Annotated in this window: 19 protein-coding genes; 5 read left to right on the top strand and 14 right to left on the bottom strand. The window is 37.8% G+C overall.

Annotation, left to right across the window (positions count from 1 at the left end; translation table 11 throughout):
• Nucleotides 1-23: 23 nt before the first annotated feature.
• From ACFRAE_RS15115 to ACFRAE_RS15065, 11 genes are all read right to left on the bottom strand, one after another.
• A complete protein-coding gene (locus ACFRAE_RS15115) occupies nt 24-2,720 on the bottom strand; it encodes a M14 family metallopeptidase (RefSeq protein ID WP_422798006.1) in 2,697 nt (898 codons plus the stop codon).
• Nucleotides 2,721-2,730: 10 nt separating this feature from the next.
• Nucleotides 2,731-5,160 (bottom strand): alpha/beta hydrolase family protein, encoded by a 2,430-nt coding sequence (locus ACFRAE_RS15110; protein WP_422798005.1) that lies wholly within the window; start codon nt 5,158-5,160, stop codon nt 2,731-2,733.
• Nucleotides 5,138-6,688, bottom strand: coding sequence for a S10 family peptidase (locus tag ACFRAE_RS15105; RefSeq protein WP_422798004.1), 1,551 nt, complete (start codon nt 6,686-6,688; stop codon nt 5,138-5,140). Before ACFRAE_RS15105 ends, ACFRAE_RS15110 begins: the two co-directional genes overlap by 23 nt.
• Nucleotides 6,689-6,702: 14 nt before the next feature.
• Nucleotides 6,703-8,193: a RagB/SusD family nutrient uptake outer membrane protein gene (locus ACFRAE_RS15100; protein ID WP_422798003.1), complete on the bottom strand. Its 1,491-nt coding sequence runs from the start codon at nt 8,191-8,193 to the stop codon at nt 6,703-6,705.
• 23 nt (nt 8,194-8,216) lie between these two features.
• Nucleotides 8,217-11,489, bottom strand: coding sequence for a SusC/RagA family TonB-linked outer membrane protein (locus ACFRAE_RS15095; RefSeq protein ID WP_422798002.1), 3,273 nt, complete (start codon nt 11,487-11,489; stop codon nt 8,217-8,219).
• A 452-nt stretch (nt 11,490-11,941) separates the two neighbouring features.
• Nucleotides 11,942-12,343 (bottom strand): energy transducer TonB, encoded by a 402-nt coding sequence (locus tag ACFRAE_RS15090; protein ID WP_422798001.1) that lies wholly within the window; start codon nt 12,341-12,343, stop codon nt 11,942-11,944.
• Between the two features lie 81 nt (nt 12,344-12,424).
• Nucleotides 12,425-13,405 carry a hypothetical protein gene (locus ACFRAE_RS15085; RefSeq protein ID WP_422798000.1) on the bottom strand — a complete coding sequence of 327 codons (981 nt, stop codon included), beginning with the start codon at nt 13,403-13,405 and terminating at the stop codon, nt 12,425-12,427.
• An 84-nt stretch (nt 13,406-13,489) separates the two neighbouring features.
• Nucleotides 13,490-14,140 (bottom strand): alpha/beta fold hydrolase, encoded by a 651-nt coding sequence (locus tag ACFRAE_RS15080; protein ID WP_422797999.1) that lies wholly within the window; start codon nt 14,138-14,140, stop codon nt 13,490-13,492.
• 17 nt (nt 14,141-14,157) lie between these two features.
• A complete protein-coding gene (locus ACFRAE_RS15075; RefSeq protein ID WP_422797998.1) occupies nt 14,158-16,269 on the bottom strand; it encodes a DNA topoisomerase 3 in 2,112 nt (703 codons plus the stop codon).
• 81 nt (nt 16,270-16,350) lie between these two features.
• A complete protein-coding gene (locus ACFRAE_RS15070) occupies nt 16,351-17,697 on the bottom strand; it encodes a deoxyguanosinetriphosphate triphosphohydrolase (protein ID WP_422797997.1) in 1,347 nt (448 codons plus the stop codon).
• A gap of 202 nt (nt 17,698-17,899) precedes the next feature.
• Complete coding sequence (locus ACFRAE_RS15065; protein WP_422797996.1) at nt 17,900-18,217, bottom strand: hypothetical protein; 318 nt, start codon at nt 18,215-18,217, stop codon at nt 17,900-17,902.
• Between the two features lie 331 nt (nt 18,218-18,548).
• On the opposite strand from ACFRAE_RS15065, the gene ACFRAE_RS15060 reads away from it, so the two are divergent.
• Complete coding sequence (locus tag ACFRAE_RS15060) at nt 18,549-19,613, top strand: aldose epimerase family protein (RefSeq protein ID WP_422797995.1); 1,065 nt, start codon at nt 18,549-18,551, stop codon at nt 19,611-19,613.
• 31 nt (nt 19,614-19,644) lie between these two features.
• On the opposite strand, the gene argH is transcribed toward ACFRAE_RS15060, so the two are convergent.
• From argH to ACFRAE_RS15045, 3 genes are all read right to left on the bottom strand, one after another.
• Nucleotides 19,645-20,979, bottom strand: coding sequence for an argininosuccinate lyase (gene argH / locus ACFRAE_RS15055; protein ID WP_422797994.1), 1,335 nt, complete (start codon nt 20,977-20,979; stop codon nt 19,645-19,647).
• A gap of 636 nt (nt 20,980-21,615) precedes the next feature.
• Nucleotides 21,616-21,849 carry a transposase gene (locus ACFRAE_RS15050; RefSeq protein WP_422798047.1) on the bottom strand — a complete coding sequence of 78 codons (234 nt, stop codon included), beginning with the start codon at nt 21,847-21,849 and terminating at the stop codon, nt 21,616-21,618.
• A 95-nt stretch (nt 21,850-21,944) separates the two neighbouring features.
• Nucleotides 21,945-22,172 carry a transposase gene (locus ACFRAE_RS15045; RefSeq protein ID WP_422797993.1) on the bottom strand — a complete coding sequence of 76 codons (228 nt, stop codon included), beginning with the start codon at nt 22,170-22,172 and terminating at the stop codon, nt 21,945-21,947.
• 461 nt (nt 22,173-22,633) lie between these two features.
• On the opposite strand from ACFRAE_RS15045, the gene rbfA reads away from it, so the two are divergent.
• From rbfA to ACFRAE_RS15025, 4 genes are read left to right on the top strand one after another with little or no spacing between them, the layout of a single operon-like run.
• Nucleotides 22,634-23,005: a 30S ribosome-binding factor RbfA gene (gene rbfA / locus ACFRAE_RS15040; RefSeq protein ID WP_422797992.1), complete on the top strand. Its 372-nt coding sequence runs from the start codon at nt 22,634-22,636 to the stop codon at nt 23,003-23,005.
• Between the two features lie 17 nt (nt 23,006-23,022).
• The gene (gene aat, locus ACFRAE_RS15035) at nt 23,023-23,664 is read left to right on the top strand and encodes a leucyl/phenylalanyl-tRNA--protein transferase (RefSeq protein ID WP_422797991.1); all 642 of its coding nucleotides are present in this window, start codon (nt 23,023-23,025) and stop codon (nt 23,662-23,664) included.
• 4 nt (nt 23,665-23,668) lie between these two features.
• The gene (locus ACFRAE_RS15030) at nt 23,669-24,748 is read left to right on the top strand and encodes an aminotransferase class V-fold PLP-dependent enzyme (protein WP_422797990.1); all 1,080 of its coding nucleotides are present in this window, start codon (nt 23,669-23,671) and stop codon (nt 24,746-24,748) included.
• Nucleotides 24,745-25,389 (top strand): hypothetical protein, encoded by a 645-nt coding sequence (locus ACFRAE_RS15025; protein WP_422797989.1) that lies wholly within the window; start codon nt 24,745-24,747, stop codon nt 25,387-25,389. Before ACFRAE_RS15030 ends, ACFRAE_RS15025 begins: the two co-directional genes overlap by 4 nt.
• Nucleotides 25,390-25,430: the final 41 nt, after the last annotated feature.

Genomic DNA, 25,430 nt, shown 5'->3' with positions numbered 1-25,430 from the left:
TCGCTTATGAAGCGGAAACTTCATTATTGATAAAGCTGGTTGAATAACATCTTAAAGGTACCATGACTTTGTGCCCTATTCGTTGCTTCAGGTCCAATAGCAATTAATTTTCCTTTTCCTAGGTTAGAAACTAGCCCTATACTCACGCCTTTTAAATAATGTTGCCCGTGAGCCCATCCACTTAATAACGATTGTTCTGTGGTAATTTCTCCTAAAGAGTATAAATCTTTGGTTTCTTTAAATTTAAAGACCGGACTATTATTGAAAACGATATTCACCTCTTTTTTCAACCCGTAGTTTTCGGGAAGATTGGGATGCAAGCTAGCTTTTAAAATACTGGTCGGAATGTAATATTTGATATTGGATAGCTTTACGCTTTTCCCCTCTTTATTTAACTCCATTAACGGGTTTTCTACCGGTAGATTAAAATGATATACCAATTCTGAAGAGGATCCTATGGTTATAATTTTCCCTCCGGCTTCTACATACTTTTTCAATACTGGAATGGATTGGTCTACACTAATGGCTCCTAACGTATACCGCAAACTATCTGGCACTAAATCCTTAGCAGGCATACGACTTGCTCTAGTAGCTTCGGTACTTGGTATTCCTGGCCCTATAAATAATAAGACATCGTATTTAGCAATGTGGTTCTGATCAACATCTTGTGGATAGAACAGCTCATAATCATACCCATATTGTTCCAATATCCACCTTACCCATCCGGAGGGCATAGATCCTCCATATTGATCGTACAAACCAATTTTTAGGGATTTCACAGGTTTTAATTCTTTAGGCTTTGCTGGGTAAGGTTTGATGATTAAGGCATTTTTTGAAGCATAAGCCTTCAACGGAGCGGCTGCTTTTGCTTCCACATAGAAATCTTTGCTCTCTAAATCCCGAAATACCTTATACCCATCTTTTAAAAGTTTATTTACTAAGGTAAATGCATCATTTGCTTTGGCATTGATCTGATACCCAAACTTACTTTTAGGGAGTGTTAAGGAAGGGGGTTCTATAAAATCACCAGGAGCTAATTTTTGAAATGGACCGTTTAACTCTTCGAAAACGCGATCATACTGCAGCCCCATTTGCAGGGCTAAAGTCCATCCTGCTGCATCGTAAGGTCTGATCGGTGGACCTCCTTCATAGGCTACATCATGGGGATGGTCCTGAGCTTCAAACATATCGATGACCTGCGGTCGGAAGGCTTGATTGGTTTTTACAATGATGGAATGCTTAGGATATTGCACGCCTCCGTATTCAAATGCTTCAGTCGCCTGATAGGCATATACCCCAGATTTACTTAGCGCATTGACAAACTTGATAGCTGTTCCAAAATCATCCTGATCTGCCGATATAATGTAAGCTCTTGCATCTCTATTCTTCGGATTTTTATAGATATCTTCGTAATAACTATTCGGAATGATGGTAGAACGGTAAAAAGAATTATTTTCCGCTACTTTTACCTTTCCGCTTTTGAGGTCTGAATCGTAATTCTTTTTTAGTTGATCTGCATATTTGGAATAGTTAGTCCAATGATCTTGATTACCACGATCGATAGCGTTTTTACCTGCCTTATAAAAGTTATAAAGCAATTTATCGCCATTCCTGGAGGCATAATCTAATATGGCTAAATTTAATGAAACAGAATAATCGATAGACTTTTTAAAGTTCCAGGCTTGAGGAGCAACTGGAAATGGTAATCCATTTCTAGGTACTTGACGCTCTGCAACTAATGGAATTTCTGACGGGGTAGGATTTCCTGTTATTTCAGTCAATATACCGATCATGTTATGAAAATAGGGGGCTGTTCTTAAGCCGCCATTCCACCAAGTAGAAAATCCAGATTGATCCATGCGTACATATCCAGGTTTGCCTTCTTGATGTAATCGATCGATCATCGAAAATCCAACTCCATCTATCCCTGTAACGACTAAGGGGTCGAATACATGATTAAATGGATCTCGGTAAGGTGGCCCTGCGACAACGGTACCATCTGGAGACGTTTGGTGATGATTGTAGATTATTTGAGGTAACCAATCGATATAAACCACCTTCGCAAAATTGCTTGCCTCCTTCATATTGAACATAAAGAAGTCGCGGTTATTGTCATGACCTACATATTTATGGTATAGGCGAGGTATAGCCATATTCCGTTTGGTTTTATCCTCATATTGCATATACCAATCAGCAAGCAAATCTTGTCCATCAGGATTAACATGCCACATCAATATAACCACCTTATCCAAGTAATTCTTAATTTCTTCTTCTTGACTGCTGGTCAATTGATACAGGGTTTCTATTAATTGATGTGAACCTACAGTCTCATTTGAGTGCATTCCTCCATCGATCCATACAATTGGTTTACCTACTTTAGAGAGTTGCTTGGCTTGTTCTTCAGTTAGCCCTTCTGCTCTTCCTAATTGTTGGGAAATCTTTCGATAGTCTTCTACTTTTGCTAAATTCTCCGGAGATGAAACGATGAGTAAATATTGTTTTCTTCCTTCTTCGGTCAAACCAGCTTCTTGTATTTTTACTCGATTTGATTCCTTGGCAACTGTTAGAAAATAAGATTCCATCAGTTTATAATTCGCCAACATATAATCATCTCCAATATCAAATCCAAAATGCGCCTTTGGGCTTGTTACTTCTTGTGCAGAAATACTGCTTGCTACCCCAATAAACAATGCTATTAGGGAAGCCTTTGCCTTATTCATCCTCATCCGATTACTTCTTGTTTTTAACATGTGTTTCTAACCACTGGTGTTGTTCCCAAAAGGTATGTAAAACACCTTCTCTACTCCGATAACCATGAAACTCTTTTGGCAACATAACTAAACGCACCACACCTCCATGGCCTTTAATAGCAGCATATAAACGCTCACTTTGAATTGGGAATGTGCCTGAATTTTCATCATCCATGCCATGGGTCAAGAGTAAAGGTTTTTTGATTTTAGGAGCATATGTAAATGGAGACATGGCATCGTAAACTTCCTTGGCCTGCCAATAAGTACGTGCTTCTCCTTGGAATCCAAAAGGCGTTAGCGTACGGTTATATGCTCCACTGCGTGCAATTCCTGCTGCAAATAAATCGGTATGCGCTAATAAATTAGCCGTCATAAAGGCGCCATAGGAATGCCCTCCTACGGCAATTCTATTCCTATCTGCAACTCCTAGATCCACAATGTAATCAATTAATGCTACCGCATTATCTTCGATTTGTTGGATAAAAGTATCATTTGGTTCGCTGTTTCCCTCCCCTACAATTGGCATATCTGCTTGATCTAACACCGCATACCCTTGAGTCACCCAATACACGGGTGATCTGAAAGCCAAACGTGGAAAACGATGTGGCGACCCTTTTACTTGGCCTGCCGCTTCTTTCGTTTTAAATTCCCTTGGATAAGCCCATATTAATACTGGAAGTGGCTTATCGCCCTTTTTAAAATCGGCGGGTACATACAACGAAGCCGAAAGGCTTAATCCATCTTTTCTAGGGTAGGAAAGCAGGGATTTCTTCACATTAGCCAAGGAAGGATATGGATCTTGAAAAGTGCTGATTTGTTGTTCTTTCTTTTTCTTTAAATCGATAGCAAAGACATTCGGTGCTTCTTTTGCCGATTCTCTTGCTACATAGAGCAAACCGGTATTGTTAAAAAATAGCGGTTCTTCATAATAATTCCTTTTGGATTTGTATAAGGTATCCTGTTTACCTTTGAGTACATCCCATTTCAAGATGAAAGGTCTATCGCCTTCGGCTGAAGCTCCTAATCCCTGGGTAAAAACAGCTCCTTTCCCATCGCTTAGTAATAATCCTTTGGAATTACTGATAAACGTTCCTGGATCGGTATAGGTGTCTTCTGATTTTCGAGTAGCCAACACTTTAATTAGTGTACCTTTCTCCGCATCTACTAAACTTAACTTCGAGGAGCGATCTTTTCTCCATGATTCAGCTACGATAGCAAATTGTTCTGACCATTGAACATCTCTAATTCGGTAAGATCCTGAATAAATTTTCTTCGCATTGGATACTTCAAACGGAGCAGACAGCGCAAATAATTCATCGCGAACGTCTGTTTCCGTTGCTGGATTTCCTTTATCCTTAGCAACAATATATAAGATTTCAGCAGGCTTATCTTTACGCCAGTCAAAACTTCTTGGCCCTTCGATTACCGCATCAAAACTGGAAGGTAAATTATCTGCTAATGGTTGTGTATAGACTGTTTTCACCAATTGGCCTGCACTTGTATAAATGCTAATTTCTTGCGGAAATAATGGAATAGGTACTAGGTAAGAATATGGTCTTACTACGCGTTGTACAAGGATAAAAGCGCCATTTGGCGAGTAATCAACTTTACTAAACACCCCTTTTACTCCGATAGGCTTTGCGACAGCATTTAAATCTACTTCAACCAATTGAGAAGATAGATAATATTCCATCAATTGTTCATCGTATGCATTGGCGAGTAGGTTTTGATAGGTTCTGGAGGGGGTAACTCCGCCTAAATTCTCTTGAACAATTGGACCTGAAGGTACTGGATTAAACACAGGCAGCTGTCCTCGGTCACTAATCACTTGCTGTACCAATAAACTCGAACCATCTGCATTCCATTGCATGGTATGTCCATAAGTATCGTTGACTTGAGTCAAGATTTTCTTGGCCGATTTACTATTCAAATCCACTACCCAAAGTTCTGTATCTGTTAAGGATTTATTTAAAAAAGCAAATAACCCTTCCTTCGATGACCATAATACATCGGACAATTGCAAATTACTTGGCAATCCAGCAATAGAAAACTCTTGATTTGTCTTTAGATCACGAACCAGCACTTGTTTATATACACCAGGATGCTCAGCAACCGTGGTATTAGTCAAGGGATTTATCCGTAAACCTGCAACGCCAAGTACAGGCTGTGAAATCTGTTCAATGGTTTGATATCCTGGCGCTTCCAACAACAGCATATAGCGACCATCCTTACTAAACTTTTGCACCGGAATTTGTGCAGCATCTACTAAATCAACTATACCCTTAGGCGGTAATTGATACTTAATAGCTTCTTGCGCTTGATTGGTCTGGGCAATCAATAAAAGAGCCATCAAAACACTTGATTTCAACGCTAGTTTGATCATCGTATTATTTTTTCTTATAAAATTCATCAGCATCTAAATTAAGTTTGATCATACAATTTTTCGGCATATAGACCATATGGCCTGCTTCATAATAAGTAAAAGAGACTTGCTTACTTTGTTCTGGTCTCAAATTCATATGTTTAAACACGTATTCTGCAGCATGGTATGGCGTTGCCAAATCATAATAGCCTGCGATAACCCATACTTTTAAGTCAGGATTTTTAGCCATCGCTTGTCGCAGCAACTCCGAAGCATTTAAATATTTATTTTGAACGTTATTATAATTCCATGGATGCACTGATCCGGAGAAATCATAAGGCAAATCATTTTTATAGTTCAATTCCGCACGTAGAATATGGTTTAATGCTGACGCAAATGTACCTGCAGTTTTTCCTGCGGGGTCAAATTCGGTTCGCTCTCCTGTATCATCATAATCTCTTCCCACACTGCGACTATCTAAACGACCAACTGTAATACCCTCATCCCTACGCAATTCTTTACAGAATTTATGAATATTGATTCTTAGGTTAGTCTCTTTAATATAAGCCGCAGATAAACCCGTGTATCTAGCTAATTTACGAGTAATCTCTTCAAATTCCTGATCGGTGATATCAGAGCCTTTATTTAAAGCCAATAAGTACTCCGTATTCGCAAAATGTTCTACTTCCTTCAATGTAGCTTGAAGATCTTTCTGCAAGTCCTCGTCCAATTGTTTATGGTAAAAAGCCGTAGCAGTGTAGGTTGGTAAAAATAAGTGGTAAGGTAAATCATTCCCTATTTCGAAGCGGGCAGTTTGCATATTCAAAATGGAACTAAGCATAATTACTCCGTCGAAATACATACTATAGCGATTCTGCATGTATTGCACTAAACCTGCCGCACGTGGAGTGCCATAACTCTCTCCCATGATATACTTTTTCGAATTCCAACGCTCGTATTTAGTCACATATAAGCGCATAAAATCAGCTACTGATTGTACATCTTCTACAAATCCGTGAAATTGTTTTGGATCCTCTCCCGTTACAGCACGACTATAGCCTGTTGATATGGGGTCGATAAATACCATATCCGTTTTATCTAACCAAGTTTCAGGGTTATCTGTATAATCGTAAGGATAAGCGGCGTCACCTCCATCGGTCAACACGGGACGCTTTGGTCCCATAAATCCTAAATTTACCCATACCGATGCCGATCCAGGTCCACCATTGAATGCAAAGGTGAGCGGTCGGTTTTTGTCGGGAGAATTCGCGATATATGCCATGAAAAACACGTTACCTTTTGGATTTCCCTCCTCATCTTTCAATTGAATATAACCAGATTGCGCCGTATAAGAAAGTGTTCCTTTACGCAGTTTGGCAATATGTTTGGTTTCAACTACATCGGGTATAAACATCGAATTCGAAGTAACTACCGTCGAATCTAATGGAATGGAAACAGCACTTTTCGATTTACTATATTGCGGCCCTTTAGGAATGACAGGCGCTAAACTTTGCGCCTGTAAATTCCCGAAGAATATAATTACTGCAATGATGGTAGCTATGCTTAATTTTATCATATTCTTCATCTTTGTTAATCGTTATTTTCCATTTCTTTATTTAATATCAATTCATCACTTGGAATAGGCAATATATAAGCAGGATCATCGGAAGCAATTGCTTGAATAGCATGTTGACTTTTTGCAGGAATTGTTAATCCTAAGCGCATCAAATCCCCATTACGAATTCCTTCGCCTAAAAACTCTATCCTACGCTCTTCAATTATCCGCTCTAAAAATGCTGTTGCATTGGCAAAATCAGCAGTAGCTAACGATTCACCTTCATTAGACCTCCCATAAACCGCATTAAATAAACTAAGCGATCGGCTATCAATACTTTGTGTACTTCTTGCTAGCGCTTCCGATAAATTCAACAATACTTCTGCATAGCGAATTACAGGCACATAGTCCAAATAAGGCGAAGCTTGATTAAACTTCGATAACCATACTTTTCCAGTACGTGAACCCAATACTGTCAGTCCTTTTCGGGCATCCGTTGCTTTCCAATTGCTAGAAGCATAAATACCTTCTATCTTATTCAATGAATATTCACCAGCCCCATTACTTGTGCTCGTTCCTCCATCGCCTGTACCAGGTAAATAATATCGAGAGATTGCTGATCCTGGATTGTCGTTACTTGTAAATGGCATCGAGAAAATCGATTCATTGCTTGTATATGGTGATTTAAAAACATTCGCCACATTCGCTTCCAATTTATTAGCGACACCAGATCCAGCCACTAATGTTCCCGTGGATGGAACTATTTTATTCGCTTCCGTGATAACTTTCGGGTAATCTCCTATACTAAGATACACCCTAGTTTTCAACGCTATGGCCGTATTTTTATGGGCACGCGAAGTATTTAAAAATGCAGAAGAATACGTGCTTGGCAGGTTTTGTTCCGCAAAATCAAGATCTTCAATAATCTGTGCATAAGTTTCCGCAACCGAGCTTCGTTTTAACGAATAGTCACCAGGGCCCGTATTCCCTTTCAATCGTAAAGGCAATCCTGGCTTACTTCCATTAGCATCCCAATAAGGGCGTGCATACATTTGCAATAAATAATAATAAGCCACTGCCCGTACTAGCTTGGCCTCAGCACGATAAGCATTCGCCACGTCTGCTTGCAATACCGCATCGCCACCCTGATCTAATCCATCCAGAAACACATTCACGCGATTAATTGCAGCATAACCTGCCACCCAGATATTAGTAACATCTGAAGTAGTGGTTTGCGGCAACATAGAATACATCGTTGCTCCAGATGCTGCGTTCATATTACTACAGTGAAACTCTCCAGTTCGCACATCTGATATAATCGTGTACCAACTTCCTAAAAAGTTGCCTGCTTTTAAGCCTGAATATAAACCATTAACCTGATTTAATATCCTTTCAGGGGTGCTGAATGCCGTTCCATCCGTAATATAGGTGCTAGGTTCAGGATTTAGCCATTCGGTTTTTTTACAACTAGCTAAAAACAATGAACAACCTGCCGTAAATAATATAATATGTTTCCTAGTTTTCATCTTTCCTCTATTTAAAATGTCCATTAAAATCCTACAGTTACACCAAAAGTTATGGTACGCGCATTAGGTCCTTGATTCTTATCAATACCCTGTCTGATGGCATTATTTCCATTGGTGGTGATATCCGGGTCATATCCCGTATAGTTCGTCCATAGTGCTAAGTTTTGTCCACTAACATACATCCGAACATTACTTAGATTAGCTTTACTTACCCAAGCCTGTGGTAAGGTATAAGCCAACATGACATTCTTTAGTCTTAAATAATCTGTAGAACTCACATTATGTGTAAGTGGAAGGGTATTCCCGTTAGATACATTATCATTATTTACCACTCGAGGAATATCGGTTTCGTCCCCCGGATTTTGCCACCTATCCATCATATCTACCGAATTGTTCCAAAACCTTAAATCCCTCATTGTACCCTGATTTCCATTCATCATATATCCACCCAATTGGTAAGTCAACAAGATATTTAAGTCAAAATTTCCGTAAGAAAAATTATTAGTCCATCCACCAAACACAGTCGGAGCTGTCGTTTTAAATGGTTTTGCATCATCGGCAGGCGTTATAGCACGAGCTCTCGTACCATCTTCATATTCCCATTGATACTTTACCGCATTGGTCGTAGAAATACTTTGTTGATAAAGCACCTTTCTTCCATCGCCATCTATAAATATTCTTCTACCTGTCGCTGGATCTACTCCTGCCGTTTCAATTGCGTACAACATTCCTGCAGCATATCCAGGCATCGTAATATTCATCCCATCCAGTGTACCAGTAATGATGCTTGGCACACCATTCGCCAAAGACACGACCTCGTTTTTATTGGTAGTTATGTTGAAAGAACTATTCCAAGAGAATTTTTCCTTTTTGATTGGAGATCCCGATAAAGTAAATTCAATACCACTGTTAAACATTTCACCAACGTTTTGTAGAATGGAGTTTGCTGTACTATTCGGAATACCCACAGATGGAGGAAGTGGAACCGCAAATATCAACCCATCAATATTATTTTTATAATACCCTATCTCACCAGTAATTGCACTATTGAACAAACCAAAATCAACACCTATATCAAACTTTTTACTGGTTTCCCATTGCAATTCATTGTTTCCTGTAATCGAATATGCCAAGCCAGATTGCCCACCATACAAAACTGCAGAATAGGTATTCAAAGCACCAAAATCGCCCAATCCACCAACATTACCCACTTTTCCATAACTGCTTCTCAATTTGAAAGCATTTAATTGTTTTCCCAAGGCACTCTCCTGCCAAAAAGATTCCTTCGCTAAATCCCAGCCACCTGAAATACCCCAGAAAACCCCACGTTTATTATTAAAACCTAAGGCTGAATATTCATCTTGACGTAGATTTGCTGTCAAGAAGTACTTTTTCTGAAAATCGTATTGTGCTCTGGAGAATAATGAATATAAGTAGTTGTTAATTTCCTGATTATCGGTACGGTAATCAAACACATTTTGCCAACCCCCTTGAATATTGCTGTAATGTGGATCCGTTTGCCCTGTGCGTTGCAAACCAAACATAGAACCTGTCGTTTTTTGTTGTTCCTGACCCAACAATAGACTGATACTATGGTCCTCAAACTTCTTATCCAAGCTCAATGTATTGGTCCAAACCCAACGTTCCCGTTTCGAATTAACACTGCTGGCAGATCCGTTCGTTGCAATAGCTTCACCACTGATCGGTGCAGAATAATTATCATAATTTACATATCGATAATCAATACCATAAATGGATTTATAAGTCAACCAAGAAAGGGGTTTAATTTGGACATACGCATTCGACTGAATATTATTTCCAGTATTATTAGAATAATTATTATCCAAGGAAACCACCGCATTGTAAAAGCCTAATCGCGACTGGTTTAGGTGGCCTTCATTATCCATTAGGCCCAAAAAACCATTTGAAGTATAATTGTAACTACCGTCATTATTATATGGACCAACGATAGGCGCAGAGATTAAGGCTAGTCGTCCCATGGCACCAGAAGATGAGGAAGACTGGAAAGATCCTGAAGATCCACCACCTGTGGCCATTGCGGTAAGGTTATTTTCATTAGCGAAGTTCAATTTAACACCGAGTTTCAACCAATTGGTTGTTTGGTTATCGATATTAAACATCGCGGACTTGCGTTTAAATCCATTTTTTTGAAATATTCCCTCTTGGTCTACAAAAGAAGCAGATCCATAATAATTGGTCGTTTCGGATGCTCCCGAAATATTGACATTGTGGCTTTGGGAAGCTCCCGTTTGATAGATGTAATCATACCAATTGGTGTTTATTGTATTCCCATTTGCATCTTTACTAAATCCATAATAATTGCTATTATCATTGAATGTACCGTCATTTTTTAAGGCTTCATTTTTTATCTCGACATATTGCTCTGCATTCAATAACTGAGGCAATCTATTGGCCGTTGAATAACCTAACCAACCATCATAATTTACTTTAGCAGCTCCGCGCTTCCCTTTTTTCGTCGTAATAAAGATTACACCATTTGCAGCACGTGAACCATAGATACTCGTCGCCGCAGCATCCTTTGCAATATCAATGCTTTCAATATCTGCCGGATTAATCGCTGACAATGGATTACTTGCCGCATAACTAGGTCCTGAATCATCATTATCATTAAAAGCTGGAACTCCATCAATAACTACGAGCGGATAGGTGCTTAATGATAAGGAGTTTGCACCTCTTATTTTAAACACAGGAGCAGAGTTTAATACCCCAGCACTCGCATTTACTTGAACACCAGACGAACGTCCGGCCATGGCTGCATCAAAACTCTGAACAGGTGTTTTCGCCACATCCTCCCCTTTTACAGAAGTTAAACTTCCGGTGGTTTCCTTTCTAGATTGTGTACCGTAACCAATAACTACTACTTCATCTAATTCTTGATTAGATTCTTTTAATTGGATGGTTATGGCTGCTGAGGTATTCACTAGCTGCTCCTGTTTCTCATAACCCATGTAGGTAATCACGATAACAGAATTTGCCGGAACTTCAAAGGAGAAATTTCCATCCTTATCTGTTGTAGTACTTAAAGAAGAACCTTTAACGATAATTGAAGCGCCTGCAATAGCTTGACCACTTTCATTGAGGACTTTCCCCTGAACACTTAATTGTTGAGAAGCGTAAATAGCATGACTTGCTGATAATGCTGAACTTTTTAGAGGAATTGCAAATAAAGACAAACATGCAATACTTAGAACTGGCCATTTGAGACTAGGCATAGAAATTCTATCCCCCATTTTTTGGGTAGTAATTTTTTTCATAATTAGGATTTAGGACTAAATGTTCTTAAAAGGATACTATATCATAATAAGAATAATTTAAGGGGGTGTCTTATTCATATTTCGTTTTATCGTTTAGTTATCCAAATATAGTAATTATTATATATTTCAAAACGTTTTATTGATTTTTTTATCAATTTATCAACGTAAGCCATAATTTTATCAAAATATAAAAATGACATTTGAAAATTATACAATCCTAAAAATTACCTTATAAAAGATTTTAAAAAATAATTAAGAAATATTTTTTTGCTAAGAAGAAACCATAAGATTTTAAAAAACTTAATCGGGGTGAGTTCGCAATTTATTAGAAAAGAAACAATATAAGCTATTACGCTCAACAGTTAATCAACACAACAGTAAAATAGCATTGAGGTTATAATGAAACCAAAAGGGTTAAAATTATTATAACGGTAGGTTAATTGGCTCAGAATTTATTTATATTCCAATATCGCAACAATCGGCTGTCTAAATCGCGTTTTTACAGTTTGGTTATTTTTAACACCAGGCTTCCATTTAGGGGACTTTTTCATCACGCGCATGGCTTCTTTGGCGTATGCTGGACTAATTTTGCTTTTATTTAATATTTTTATATCACAAACCTCTCCATCTTCACAAACGGTAAATTCTAGGATGGCGGTTTGCTTAGCCCCAAAATCAACGTATTGGGTGCTGTCCATTTGTTCGATAATGGGAAATAAATTCATCTGACCCGTTACAAACTTTTGCCAACTTCGACTTCCTCCCACAAATTGCGGCATTTCATCGAGATCTTTAACTAGGGCACTATCAATAGGCTGAGCTTCCTGCGCGCTGCAAAGAACGCAAGTTAGCATTAGAACTATCGACAATATCAGTTTCATATGTAAAAATATAAGATAAAATTACTAATAATGAATGAATTAGCAATAAAAAAATTACAGTGGCAAAGTAATATCTGTGTTAAAATTACCTTCAGCATCCTTTAAATAACTCATGGGTTCTTCCGGATTCTTTATGATTTCAAAAAGCGTAAATCCCCAAGGCTTCCAAAAGTTTTCTAAAACCTGGCCAAATGTTTTCACCTGCCAATTATCGAAAATCGGCTTCAGCGTCCAATCGTTCAAGGGCATGGGTTCTACAAAAACTTGCTCCCCAACCTCCATATAGGTATATTCCGGCAGGCGGTTAAATAAATAAGCAGAATAAAAGTAGCGTGCGCAAATTTCCTCAAACTGAATAGGATGTAATACCTGATCCTGCTGCACAGCTAGAGCTTCCTCATGATAAATGGCATGGGTACCATTGTCTTGAACTGTTGCAATTAATGCAAAATCATTCATTCTCAGCGAAAAGATCAAGGTATTTATTTCATCGCGATACACAAAGGTATTATCTGGATTGTTGACCGGAAATACAGCAATGCTGAACGGATTTTTATGTTCAAAAATCATCGGTACAGTCAAGGATTGCAACATGGCGTGCAAATTTCTGAACTTTTGCACCAAGGCTTGGGAGAAATTCATCGATTCCCCAGATAAAAATGCTTGACGAATACCTGCTTGAATTTCATTAAAAACAACCCCATATAATATCCGCCCAACCCATTGAAATAAGCGTTGTTGATCCAACTCTTTGACCGCATCATACCCTATTTTTGCAGCTTCTTCCATTTGATCATCTAATGCCGAAATAAGCGTTGCCACTGCATCCGAACAAGGCAAGACTAGCTTATCATAGGTACTAAAAGACTCATCTAGCATTTTGAAAGGTTTATCTCCGAGATCAAATGATTCCATCATCCAGCGAGGAAATACGGGTATTTGTTGCCCATCATGTGTCAGGGATTCACCGGTTAAAAAACAAGTTTTATTGTCAAAATGGAAATCCACAAAAGGATTATAGAGTTTTGTCGTCATAGCTGCCGCAAAGTTAATAGAATTCAAAAGGAACAAAGGCTACTTTTCGACATATTACCAAATCATGACCTGATTTAAGAAATATTACAACAAAAAATTACGAATATGAAAAGAAATTTCAGCAGCCTTATTCCATACCATAAAATGTCCAGCTCCTTTTATACGAATAGAATAATCTACCTGATGAATGGGGATAAGACGATCGCTATCACCATGAATATGTAAACAGTTTTTAGGCACTTGTCGGTTCACCCAGTGCACTATTTTTTCTATAGCCCATTGCTCAAAGTCTGGGTCAGCATCGGCCATAATCTCCCTTAACAATTGTTTTTCTTGTTCCGTTTTAACGCCAAAAAACCAATAAATTAAAGGGTTTGCCCACTTAAACCGACTTGGGCTAGGTATTTTTTTATGTATAGAAAACAATTTGGAAAAAGAAAGCACCTGTGGAAGTTCATCTTTGGTTTTAGCGGATGATATTAGGATGGTTTTGTTGAAATCATAATATTTAGCTAATTCACTTATGCAGATCCCTCCAAAAGACAATCCCAGCACAGATGCACCTTGTTTTGGAATCTGATAATGTGCTGCTAATCGAAAAACATAACTCTCTAAAGCTTCCGCAGGCCTGGGTTTAAGCCAATGCACATGTTTCACCTCAAATCCAGATAAATCTAAATGAGCAAATACACGGTGGTCAGCCCCCAATCCTGAAAAGAGGTAGATTGTTTCCATCTACCGAATATACTCAATTAAGAAACAATAACCTTAAAGTTTTCAAAAACCAATGCCGCATTCACGGTTTGACCTTCTTGGTTTTTAACGCCACTCAATACCGATGTTTTACCTTTCTCGAGTAAATTCTTCATTTCCTTTTCCTCTAAAAATACCCCATTCAATGTTCTCCAAATCTTAAAATCGCAACCGCGAGCGTAATGATCACATTGCGCTATTTTTTCATAGAGATGGATTTGACCCGTTTCACATTTCGGACATTTAATTTTTCCTTTCTGTTGCGGTTTCACTTCTTCCTGAGCAATGGCTACCCGCAATTGCAACAATTCCTTCGTAATTTTGACGGTATAGTCTTTAATATGCTTCATAAACACATCATAACTCACTTGATTGGCCCGCATCTCTTCCAATTTCTGCTCCCATTTACCCGTCAACGTGACCTTAGCAATCGATCGGTCTTTCACTAATAAGTACACGGCCAAGCCTTTTTCTGTAGGAATTAATTTCTTTTTATCGCGTTTAATGTAATCTCGCTGAAAAAGTGTCTCTATGGTTGCTGCACGCGTAGCAGGTGTCCCTAGACCACAATCTTTCATGGCTTGCCTCATCTCCTCATCCTCGATCTCTTTTCCAGAAGTTTCCATGGCTTTCAATAAAGATGCTTCCGTATGGATTGGCCTAGCTTTCGTAAATCGTTCTGCCAGCTCCATGGTTTTGATTTCTAAAGATTCATCTTTAATCAATCGAGGTAACTGAGCATTCTCATTATCTTGCTCATCGTTATTTTTATCTTCATCTGGCAAATCCACCTGATCGGCAGATAATCGCCATCCATACTGCCTAATTACCGTACCTTTAGCGATCAATTCTACGCCAGAAGCATCCATGGTAATGGTTGTAATATCCTTTAAGCATTGTTCCGAGAAACTTTCCACCATACGCTTAGCAATCATATGGTAAATGTTTTGTTGCTCCATAGGCATAGGCCCTGGCTTCTCATCCGTAACTAATAAGGCATGGTGATCCGTTACTTTCTTATCATCAACAGATCGTTTATTCAATTTTGCGCCAATTAAATTTTTGGCAATGACTGCAATATGCTCAGCAGCTGTATTTGCTAAATGTTGAAATAATTCTTCAATCTTTTCAAAAACGTCCTCCCCTATATACCTAGATCCTGTACGTGGATAGGTTATCACTTTTTTCTCATATAGTGTCTGCGCAATTGTTAACGTTTGATCCGCTGAGTATCCAAATTTTTTATTGGCATCCTGCTGCAAGGAAGTTAAATCATACAATAATGGAGGTGGTTCCTTAGTTTCTTTAGCCTCCACTTGCGTGATTACGGCACTCTCGCCAACCTTCAATTTCGAAAAAGAAGCTTCAGCAACCTCCCTTTTATCAATTTTAGCCGAGGTAGCTTTAAAAGAAATCCCTTCTTTTTCAAAACCAGCTTGAATTTTAAAAAACGCTAATGGTTTAAAATCTTTATTCTCCAAATACCTGGAACAAATCATAGCCAAAGTAGGCGTTTGAACCCTACCTAAAGACAGTAAACCCTTATTTCCGGCAGCTAAGGTAAGCGCTTGTGTGGCATTGATCCCGATTAACCAATCGGATTCCGAACGGGACCTAGCCGACATATACAAACTATCGTATGCTGTTCCTTCTTTTAATTTTGCAAACCCTTCTTTGATGGCCTTATCTGTCTGCGAAGAAATCCATAACCGTTTAAATGGAACCTTGCATCCGAGGTAATAATATATATTACGAAAAATAAGCTCCCCTTCTCGCCCAGCATCCGTTGCCACGATAATCTCTTCGGCCTGATCTAATAAATATTTAATGGTGTTCAATTGTTTTAAAGCACCAGAATCGTCCATTTGCTTACCTTCTTTGCGCACTTTCTTAACCTCTAAATTAAATTGGGTTGGAATAATAGGCAAATTGGAAACAGACCAATTTAAAAAGCCATAAGCCTGTGGGGTGCACAATTGTACCAAATGACCAAATGCGTAAGTGAAGGCATAACCATTCCCAGCAATATATCCGTCCTTTACCTCTTTTGCGCCCATTACTCGAGCCAAATCTCGCGCTACAGAGGGTTTTTCTGCTATGACTACTTTCATCTATATTTATTTAGCGTTTAGGCTAAGGAAAAATCTTTATTCATGTAAATACACTGTTTAGAACAGCGTTTTCTGACTTGCTTAATCCAACGATGCAATGGAAATACCTTTAATTTTTCGGAATAAATCCACTGCATATACATCCGTCATTCCAGACACAAAATCCAATACCGCACGAATTTTAGAATAGGCATCTTCTTTATCCGTATGAAATTGAGATGGTATCATCGCCACTATTTTTTTATCAAACATGGTTTTATTTGATTTTAAATAAGCCGGAAGAAATTCCTCTAACAGGGCATTCATCACTTTAAAGCCTGCAATTTCAATTTGTACTACCGTAGGCGCATTATATATCCGTTGCACCGATACATTAGATATCAATTGCATTTGCTCCACAATTTCAGCGGACAATGCATCCATCAAAGGTTTTTCAAAGCTGCCTGCCAAAAATTGTTCCTCAGCATTTACAAAAACCGAGGCACAAGCATGAATCAATGTATTTATTGCTTTTGCCCTGAGTAAAGAGACTTTACTCGCCGTATCAGCCAGGCTATCCAAGCGAGGTTGTAGATCCTCTTGACCACATAAGGGCAATAATAAATTTTCAACTTCCTGATAAGAGAGTATCTTTAAATGATGCGCATCTTCTAAGTCTATAATATTATAACAAATATCGTCTGCTGCTTCCACCAAATAGACCAATGGATGACGTACGAAACCCTTGCTATTTTGAGGATCTTGCGCCAAACCCAATTCTTCAGCAATACGTTGAAATGTTGCTTTGTCCGAATCAAAGTAACCGTATTTTTTTCGATGATGAGCTGTTTTCACATGTCCATCAATCGCTGCACATGGATATTTGACTATAGATGCCAAGGAGGTATAGGTCAATGCAAATCCGCGAGGATCTTTCCCATTGAATGGATGTGTCAATATTCGCAAAGCGTTTGCATTTCCTTCAAAATGAATTAAATCTTCCCACTGCTCTTTACTAACCATTTCTTGGTATTTTTGCCCGATTCCTTCAATAAAAAATGAAGAAATTGCGGCCTCCCCTGAATGTCCAAAGGCAGGATTTCCTAAATCATGCGATAAGCATGCTGCAGAAATGATATTCCCTACTTCCTGCAAATATGGAGCTTCTTGATCAAGATTAGGGTGTTTCTTTTTTAAGAGGTTATAGACCAACCTTCCTAAGGAACGCCCTACAGAGGCTACTTCCAAACTATGAGTCAAGCGATTGTGCACAAACACTGCCCCTGGCAAAGGAAAAACTTGTGTTTTATTTTGCAAACGGCGGAATGGGGAAGAAAATATCAATCGGTCATAATCCCGTTGAAATTCTGATCTAGCATCAAATTGTTCCGTAAGTGCGCGATCTTCATACCCCCAGCGTTTGGCAGAAATTAGTTGTTTCCAATTCATCTTGTCTTAAGCAATTTTAAAAGGCAAATATACTATTTTAAAAATGGAGCTAAATGCGATCATTCCGTCATTTCTATTTTTATTAGGGCCTTGAAACAAACGGAAAAAATCAATTTCCACCGCAACACACAGCCCTAACAACCTGCATATCAAAACCAATAACTCCCTAAGGAATGATAGCTTACATGAGGAATAAGCTGATTTATATTCTTTTGCGTTTATAAAATAACCCCGCGAATAAATTGGCTAGGTAGCTGAACTGCATGAAGATGAGAATAAAAAAAGAACCCGCAAAAAATTGTTGAATCTTTTGAATACGCTCCATTTGCATCACTTGATTTATTTGATCTGCTTGAACATGATAATAACGTTCTATAAAACCGTATGCCCACACATTTAATAGCAAACAGCAAAAACATATAAAATGCATGATAGACCATTGAATAGAAAAAAGAAAGGTGGAGGTAAAATAGTATAAAAATGAAAAAACCAAAGAAATACCTGCTAAGATCAAAAACATTTGCCGCAGCTGAATCACAAAGTATGTATCAAAAAAATGCTGAATTACTAATTGAGAAGTTGAACTCATTACAAATAGCGCAAAGGAAAGGATGAGCAAGCTGCAAAGGAAAAACATTTTTGAGGTTAACATATTTTTTTCTTTAATCACAATTTACAAATAATAATGAAAAAGATAAATAAGAATTACTGTCATTTTCAAAGAGATCCTTACCCGAATTACGCTATGAAAAAAAAATAGCATAAAAGATATATTTCTTGACAGCATTATTACACAAAATCCCATAATGTACCTATGATTTATTATCTTTAGGCTCCATAATCCTAATAATATGAGCACATACAAACTACCACTAGCAACAAATTTTACAACTAAAATTGATAATAAGAACACCCACCTCATTACATTAAAAAATCGTACAGGAATGCAAATTGCATTGACTGATTATGGCGCACGATTGGTGAGTGTTTTGGTACCCAATAACCGTGGAGAGTTGATCGATGTAGTATTAGGATACGACAGCATAAATGGCTATATCGAAGCGCAAGAACAATATCAAGGTGCTACTGTAGGTCGATTTTGCAATCGTATAGCGGCAGGAAAATTCACCTTAGCAGGGGAAAATTATGAACTAGCACAAAACAATAATGGCAATTCCTTACATGGAGGAATTGAAGGATTTCACCGTAAAATATGGGATAGGCAAGTTAGTTTTAATAAACAAGTGGATTTTTATTATGTATCTCCCGATGGAGAAGAAGGTTTTCCGGGAGAACTTAATACTACCGTATCCTACGAATTGACCAACAATAATGAAATTATTATCCGATTCAGAGCAAGAACAACGAAGACAACGGTTATTAACCTTACGAATCATGCTTATTTCAATTTAGAAGGCGAGGGCCATGGCGACAGCTTAGGTCATGAAATCTGTATACATAGCGATGAATACCTTCCAATCAATGAAAAGCAAATCCCTACAGGGGAAATTGCCCCGGTAGCAGGCACCGTTTTTGATTTCAGGACACCTAAAATGCTAGGCCTAGATATTGGAGCAGCAGAGGAACAATTAATATTTGCTAGCGGCTACGACCATACATTTGTAAACAATCAACCTATCAGTCAAGCCATCGCATCGGCCTATTCAAAGACCAGTGGGATTGAGTTAGAAGTTTATACCTCAGAACCGGGTATTCATTTATATTCTGGAAATTTCATGGCTGATGATAAAGGAAAATCAGGGAATAAATACCTGAGGTATGGCGGATTTTGCTTTGAAGCACAACATTATCCTGATAGCCCTAATCAGCCTCATTTTCCTTCGGTGATTTTACAGCCTGGGGAAGAATTTAATAGTGAAATACGATTTAAGTTTAACCTAAAAAAGGAGGCTTAAGCCTCCTTTTTTAGTATTCTATTTGCTGTCCTCAAGATTTGACTAAGCGTTCAATCGCTTGGTCTACCTTATCAAAATTAAAGGAAGACTTCACCGCTTCGAAAAGTTGCGCAATTTCTTTATTATTTAAGTTTCCAATACTTCCTTCATGCGTATGGTTTACTTCTTTCGCTGGCTTAAACGTCCCCTCCTCTATGTCTAATCCAATTTGTTTATAGGCCTCACGAAATGGCACTCCTTTTAACACTTCGTTATTTACAACCTCGACACTAAATAGATAATCGTATTTTGGATCATCCAATATATGGTCTTTTATACTGATATTTTCCAACATATACTTGGATATCGCTAAGCAATCATTCAGCGAATCAAATGCAGGAAATAGGTTTTCTTTCAGCAACTGTAAATCACGATGATAGCCTACTGGCAGATTGGTTGTCATCAATGCTATTTCATTCGGCAAAGCCTGAATTTTATTACATCTGGAACGAATCAACTCAAATACATCTGGATTTTTCTTATGTGGCATAATACTAGAACCGGTAGTCAAATGTGCAGGAAAAGATATAAACCCAAAGTTTTGATTGATAAACAGGGTAACATCCATGGCAAATTTGGCTAGTGTAGCTGCAATAGAACTCATCGCTTGCGCTAAAATACGCTCCGTTTTTCCACGTCCCATTTGCGCATAAACGACATTGTAATTGAGGTCATCAAAGCCTAACAATTGAGTCGTCATTGTTCTGTTTAAAGGGAATGAGGAGCCATAGCCTGCAGCAGATCCTAACGGATTCTTATTACAGATGGTCCATGCCGCTTTCAATAAATGTAAATCATCAACTAAACTCTCTGCGTAAGCCCCAAACCATAAGCCAAAAGAAGATGGCATAGCAATTTGTAAATGGGTATAGCCAGGCATTAAAACCTGCTGATATGTATTGCTTAACTTTTGTAACTGATGAAACAATTGTTCGGTTTGTTCAAATAAGCGTGCAATCTCTGCCCTGAAATAAAGTTTTAAATCCACTAAAACTTGATCATTCCTAGATCTTCCTGAGTGTATCTTTTTTCCAGCTTCCCCAATGCGTTGTGTTAACATCATCTCAACTTGGGAATGCACGTCTTCTACGGAATCTTCGATTTCAAATTTCCCAGCTAATATCTCTTGGTAAATATTTTTTAATTCCTGTTGTACTAGGCTTAAATCTGATGCCGTCATCAAGCCGATACTGGCTAACATTTGCGTATGTGCTAATGAACCTAATACATCTGCTGCTGCTAAATGCATATCCATCTCCCGATCTCTACCTACGGTAAACGATTCTACAAAGGAATCTACATCAATATTTTTTTGCCAAATCTTCATGCTTCATTTATTGTTCCGCAAAAGTACCAATAAAAAGGAAAATATAGGTATTTGGTTTCGCTTCCTTCATCTGCGAACCCTAAGTATGGATCCAATGTTGATTGACTTACTTGTTATTCTGAATTCAAAATACAGCAAATGCAATTTTTTTTTTGGAATTACTTGTTAATGCAACCTTAATATATGATTCGCAATAGCTTAATTTAAGCTATGCTCAATTTTAGCATTATACCTTTAAAAACTCCATGAATGAGGATTTATGGCTGTTTCTCGCCTATCAAACTAGTAAATGACATTAAGTCAACATTAAACAAATGTAAAAGGAATATAAAGTAATCACTTACTTTTTTTTAAAAAACATTTGGTTTGTACCTAAGTAAAGACCTATGTTTGTGGTGTAAGGGAGATGAAAGATTGAAAAAAGTGAGCTTACACTCACGTGATAACCAACGAGAAAATTAAAAATATGATAGACCCAAAAGTCTTTAAACTTTGAAAAAATTATTCTATCCAATTATAAACTAATTTTGATGAAAGACTTGTCACCATGCCCACGACAAGTCTTTTTTTATGCCTTGAATTTTTGTGATTAGTACGGATCAGAATCAAAACCTGTGGACTAAACAATTAATTTAGTCAATCTAAACAAGAAAATTTAATATCTCCTACACCTCCAAATTGACTGCTGTAAGCTTTTATCTTAGCATTAAAGGACTCCGCTGAAGCATTCGTACACTTGTTTGCGAAGTAATTCCATATTTTTTTGTGATGGATATTTATCGTTCTAGAGACGGTATTGAAAGACTTGAATCCAGCTTTCTCAAGCCTATCGGCCCATTTAGCTAGCCTTGGTAAAGGCTTATATCTTATTAATAGTTGTGTTGAAAATCCAAGAGAGTTCCTGGGCTAACCTATAGGACATTTTCTACATCCGGATATCGTTCAAATAGCACAATAGCCTTTTCTCATTGTTCCAAAGTCCATTTATGTTTATTTTTATAGAGCAAATAACGGCTTCTTGCTAACATTTGTTTTACGGTATCTCCATTGGACAATAGCTCTGGCAGATAGGTTCCTTTAGCTTTCCTAGCCATTTCAATCGCTTTGTTTTCCTCATCTATTGCCTGAATCCTTATTTCCTGAAGCGCTTCGGCAGCTCGTTGCTGCGCATGGAAACGGTCTATTACCTGCACAGTAGGTCATTCTTGGTTCATATCTTCGTAAAGTTTATGCATCAATAGCTCAGCGCCTTTCTCCTTTTTTTTAAAACTCGACTCTTTAAATAAAATTTCATAAATCTATTAAAGATGAGTTCATGCGAAAATAAACCTATTTCAGAATAAGACCGTTCTTTCTTATACGGATCTCCTTCGGAGATTAGACGGATATTAAACGGAATTGACTTGAAAACATCCAAGCGAGATCCGTGTTAACAGCGATGAATATCCTTTAATAATTGCCAAAAGTTCTGGACAAAATACCTTCCACAGATTCAGCCCTGAAAAAGAAAACACTGGAATAAGAAAGCATAGGTTTGAAATTCGAATAATGACAATCCTCTGAAAGGTTTAGAAACCCTAAAACAGGTAATTTGAAAAATCCGTATATTTGTCGTCAAGAAAAGTAATTGAGCTTTTCAACAAAGTCGCAGAACATGGGAACAGAAAGTAAAAGACAACAACGATTTGCAGGCGTAATACAACAAGATTTAGCAGAGATGTTTCAACGTGAAGGGAAATCTTGGGCTCCTGGAGCTTTTATAACGGTGACCAAAGTTCGCGTTACGCCCGATTTAGCCATTGTACGGGTATATCTAAGCTTTTTAAATACCCAAACAGCAAAAGCAGATTTAGATCAAATACGTAGCAAAGCAAATGAAATACGCTATAAGTTAGGTGCACGTATTAAAAATCAGGCACGTATCGTTCCTCATTTAGAGTTTTTTCTAGATGACACCAATGAATATGTGGAGCATATGGAAAAAATCTTTGATGTGATCAGCAAAGAACCTCGGCAACCTGATTAATACCAACATTTCATCGAATGATATTTTGGTTAGACGATAAGGACATTCATTTTCCAGACCCTTCCCTATCCGAACCTGATGGTTTATTAGCCGTAGGTGGTGATCTTCAATTGGAACGATTATTAGAAGCTTATCAACATGGCATATTTCCTTGGTACGATGAAGACTCTCCCATCCTTTGGTATGCACCTCAGGAAAGATTTGTATTATATCCTGAAGAATTAAAACTGAGTAAGAGTCTTAGAAAAACAATTCAATCGAGAAAATTTGAAGTTAAGATCGATTACGATTTCCCTCAAGTCATTCGATCATGCGCTACTATCGATCGTAAAGATCAAGATGGCACATGGATAATACAAGAGATGCAAGAAGCTTATATTAAATTGCATCAAGCTGGATATGCGCATAGCATAGAAACATGGCTGGAAGATGAGCTTGTAGGCGGTCTTTATGGCGTACAAATCGGTAACGTTTTCTGTGGGGAAAGTATGTTTTCTAAAGTAGCAGATGCATCAAAGGTTGCTTTGGCCTATTTAGCCCAAGAACAAGGCTTAGATTTGATTGACTGTCAAATTCATTCCGATCATTTAGAACGTTTAGGTGCGCGAATGATTCCACAAAAACAATATTTTACTATATTACAAGCACAAAAATTATAGACACATGCATTTCAAAGAAAATTTCGATATCCCCGAAGAAATAGTATATCTAAATAGCCCTAGCAATGGATTATTACCAAAAGAAACTAAAGCTTGGAGAATGGTATGGGATAAGGAATTTTTTGATACCCAAGGATCATTCAGAGATCAACAACCAGAATTTATTGCAGATGTAAAAGAAACAGTCGCTAAATTCTTCCATTCCGAAATAAAATCAACATTTTTAATTCCAAATTTTTCATTCGGATATTCCACGTTAATAGATTTATTACCTCGGCATTATTCTTATTTAGTGCTTACCGACGAGTATCCTTCCCTACAATATCCTATTGTTAATCGCAGACTGAAACATACGGTTATCAAACCAGAAGAGCATGTAGAACAAGCCATAGAACAAGCGATCGATGAGTATAATCCTGATGTTTTTATTGTCAGCATAGTTCAATACATCACAGGTTTAAAAATAGACTTGGAATTTATTCAAAGATTGAAGCGTAGAAATCCCAGCCTATTAATCATTGCAGATGGAACCCAATTTCTAGGCACCGAACCTTTTAATTTCAAACAATCGGGTATTGATGCGCTTGCCGGATCTGGATATAAATGGTTGTTATCAGGTTATGGAAATGGATTTTTACTCATGAGTGATGGCTTGACCAGAAGGTTACAAAATATATTAAGCGATGTTCCCTTACCTAAAGTGGCCATGTGGAAACATAAAGGCATTTTAAACACCTTTTTTGAACCAGGGCATCAAGAAACACTAAGCCATGGCACTTTAAAACAATCCCTCCTCAAATTAGAGGAATTAGGACTGGAAAACATCCAACAACATATTCAACAAGTTACTCAAGAAGCCTATCAATTATTGGCAGAACGCAATTTGTTATTGCCCGAGATTAAAGAAAGAGAAGTCCGTTCTTCACTTATTAATATACAAGTAGATCCTCAGCTTTACGATCAACTCACAAAAGCAGGGGCTATTTGTTTTCCAAGAGGAACAGGTATACGAATTGGCATTCACTTATACAACGATATCAGTGATGTCCATCGATTAATAGAAATAATAGACAAACTAAGATGAATTTTAAAATAGGCGATTTAGTACGCTTCGTAGACGAACCCATAGAAGGACATATCACTTCTTTCATGAAGGATGGACTAGTAGGTGTTACTGACGATACAGGGTTTGAAATCCCGGTGGCTAGTCAAAAAATCACCTTGGTGCATGGCAATATGCGTCAAGTGGAAGATGAATTGGAAGAACAAAATATTCCTGTAGGAAAATTTATCGAAAAGGGCATATACCTCGCATTAACTGGAGAACAAAAAGATGGATTGGTGAAGTTCTTCTTAGTGAATGAGACGTCCTATGAATTGCTCGTATCTGTTATGGAAGTACAAGGCACCAAACATACAGGTTTATACGCAAATATAATTCCTGCGCGTGAATACCACCAGATTTATACAGCAAACTTCTCCACCATACATAAATGGCCTGGGTTGCTTTTTCAAATCATCAGAACTTCCAGAAAACCACATAACGCCGTTCCAATGATTGAAAAAAATCTGAAAATAAAAGCATTAGACTTGATTAATTCTAAGGAACATTCGGAAGTTCTTCCAGAAAAAGCTTGGCTTTATGAATTGGATAAAGTAGAAGAAAATATAGGAATCGATAAATTGAAAGATCATTTTATCTCGCATAGACCTACAAAAAAATAAGGTACTCTAAGAGTACCTTATTTTTTATCACTAATCTGAAA

It is taken from the genome of Sphingobacterium sp. HJSM2_6 (genome assembly GCF_049316305.1).
Lineage (GTDB): Bacteria > Bacteroidota > Bacteroidia > Sphingobacteriales > Sphingobacteriaceae > Sphingobacterium.
This window is presented reverse-complemented; position numbering and strand designations above follow the sequence as displayed.

What these genes read in the sequence shown, in the direction of transcription:
- rbfA (WP_422797992.1), top strand. Translation starts at nt 22,634, where the DNA reads ATGGGAACAGAAAGTAAAAGACAACAACGATTTGCAGGCGTAATACAA.
- argH (WP_422797994.1), bottom strand. Translation starts at nt 20,979, where the DNA reads ATGAAGATTTGGCAAAAAAATATTGATGTAGATTCCTTTGTAGAATCG.
- ACFRAE_RS15105 (WP_422798004.1), bottom strand. Translation starts at nt 6,688, where the DNA reads ATGATAAAATTAAGCATAGCTACCATCATTGCAGTAATTATATTCTTC.
- ACFRAE_RS15095 (WP_422798002.1), bottom strand. Translation starts at nt 11,489, where the DNA reads ATGAAAAAAATTACTACCCAAAAAATGGGGGATAGAATTTCTATGCCT.
- ACFRAE_RS15110 (WP_422798005.1), bottom strand. Translation starts at nt 5,160, where the DNA reads ATGAATTTTATAAGAAAAAATAATACGATGATCAAACTAGCGTTGAAA.
- ACFRAE_RS15090 (WP_422798001.1), bottom strand. Translation starts at nt 12,343, where the DNA reads ATGCTAACTTGCGTTCTTTGCAGCGCGCAGGAAGCTCAGCCTATTGAT.
- ACFRAE_RS15065 (WP_422797996.1), bottom strand. Translation starts at nt 18,217, where the DNA reads ATGTTTTTGATCTTAGCAGGTATTTCTTTGGTTTTTTCATTTTTATAC.
- ACFRAE_RS15100 (WP_422798003.1), bottom strand. Translation starts at nt 8,193, where the DNA reads ATGAAAACTAGGAAACATATTATATTATTTACGGCAGGTTGTTCATTG.
- ACFRAE_RS15025 (WP_422797989.1), top strand. Translation starts at nt 24,745, where the DNA reads ATGAATTTTAAAATAGGCGATTTAGTACGCTTCGTAGACGAACCCATA.
- ACFRAE_RS15115 (WP_422798006.1), bottom strand. Translation starts at nt 2,720, where the DNA reads ATGAATAAGGCAAAGGCTTCCCTAATAGCATTGTTTATTGGGGTAGCA.
- ACFRAE_RS15075 (WP_422797998.1), bottom strand. Translation starts at nt 16,269, where the DNA reads ATGAAAGTAGTCATAGCAGAAAAACCCTCTGTAGCGCGAGATTTGGCT.
- ACFRAE_RS15060 (WP_422797995.1), top strand. Translation starts at nt 18,549, where the DNA reads ATGAGCACATACAAACTACCACTAGCAACAAATTTTACAACTAAAATT.
- ACFRAE_RS15030 (WP_422797990.1), top strand. Translation starts at nt 23,669, where the DNA reads ATGCATTTCAAAGAAAATTTCGATATCCCCGAAGAAATAGTATATCTA.
- ACFRAE_RS15070 (WP_422797997.1), bottom strand. Translation starts at nt 17,697, where the DNA reads ATGAATTGGAAACAACTAATTTCTGCCAAACGCTGGGGGTATGAAGAT.
- aat (WP_422797991.1), top strand. Translation starts at nt 23,023, where the DNA reads ATGATATTTTGGTTAGACGATAAGGACATTCATTTTCCAGACCCTTCC.
- ACFRAE_RS15085 (WP_422798000.1), bottom strand. Translation starts at nt 13,405, where the DNA reads ATGACGACAAAACTCTATAATCCTTTTGTGGATTTCCATTTTGACAAT.
- ACFRAE_RS15080 (WP_422797999.1), bottom strand. Translation starts at nt 14,140, where the DNA reads ATGGAAACAATCTACCTCTTTTCAGGATTGGGGGCTGACCACCGTGTA.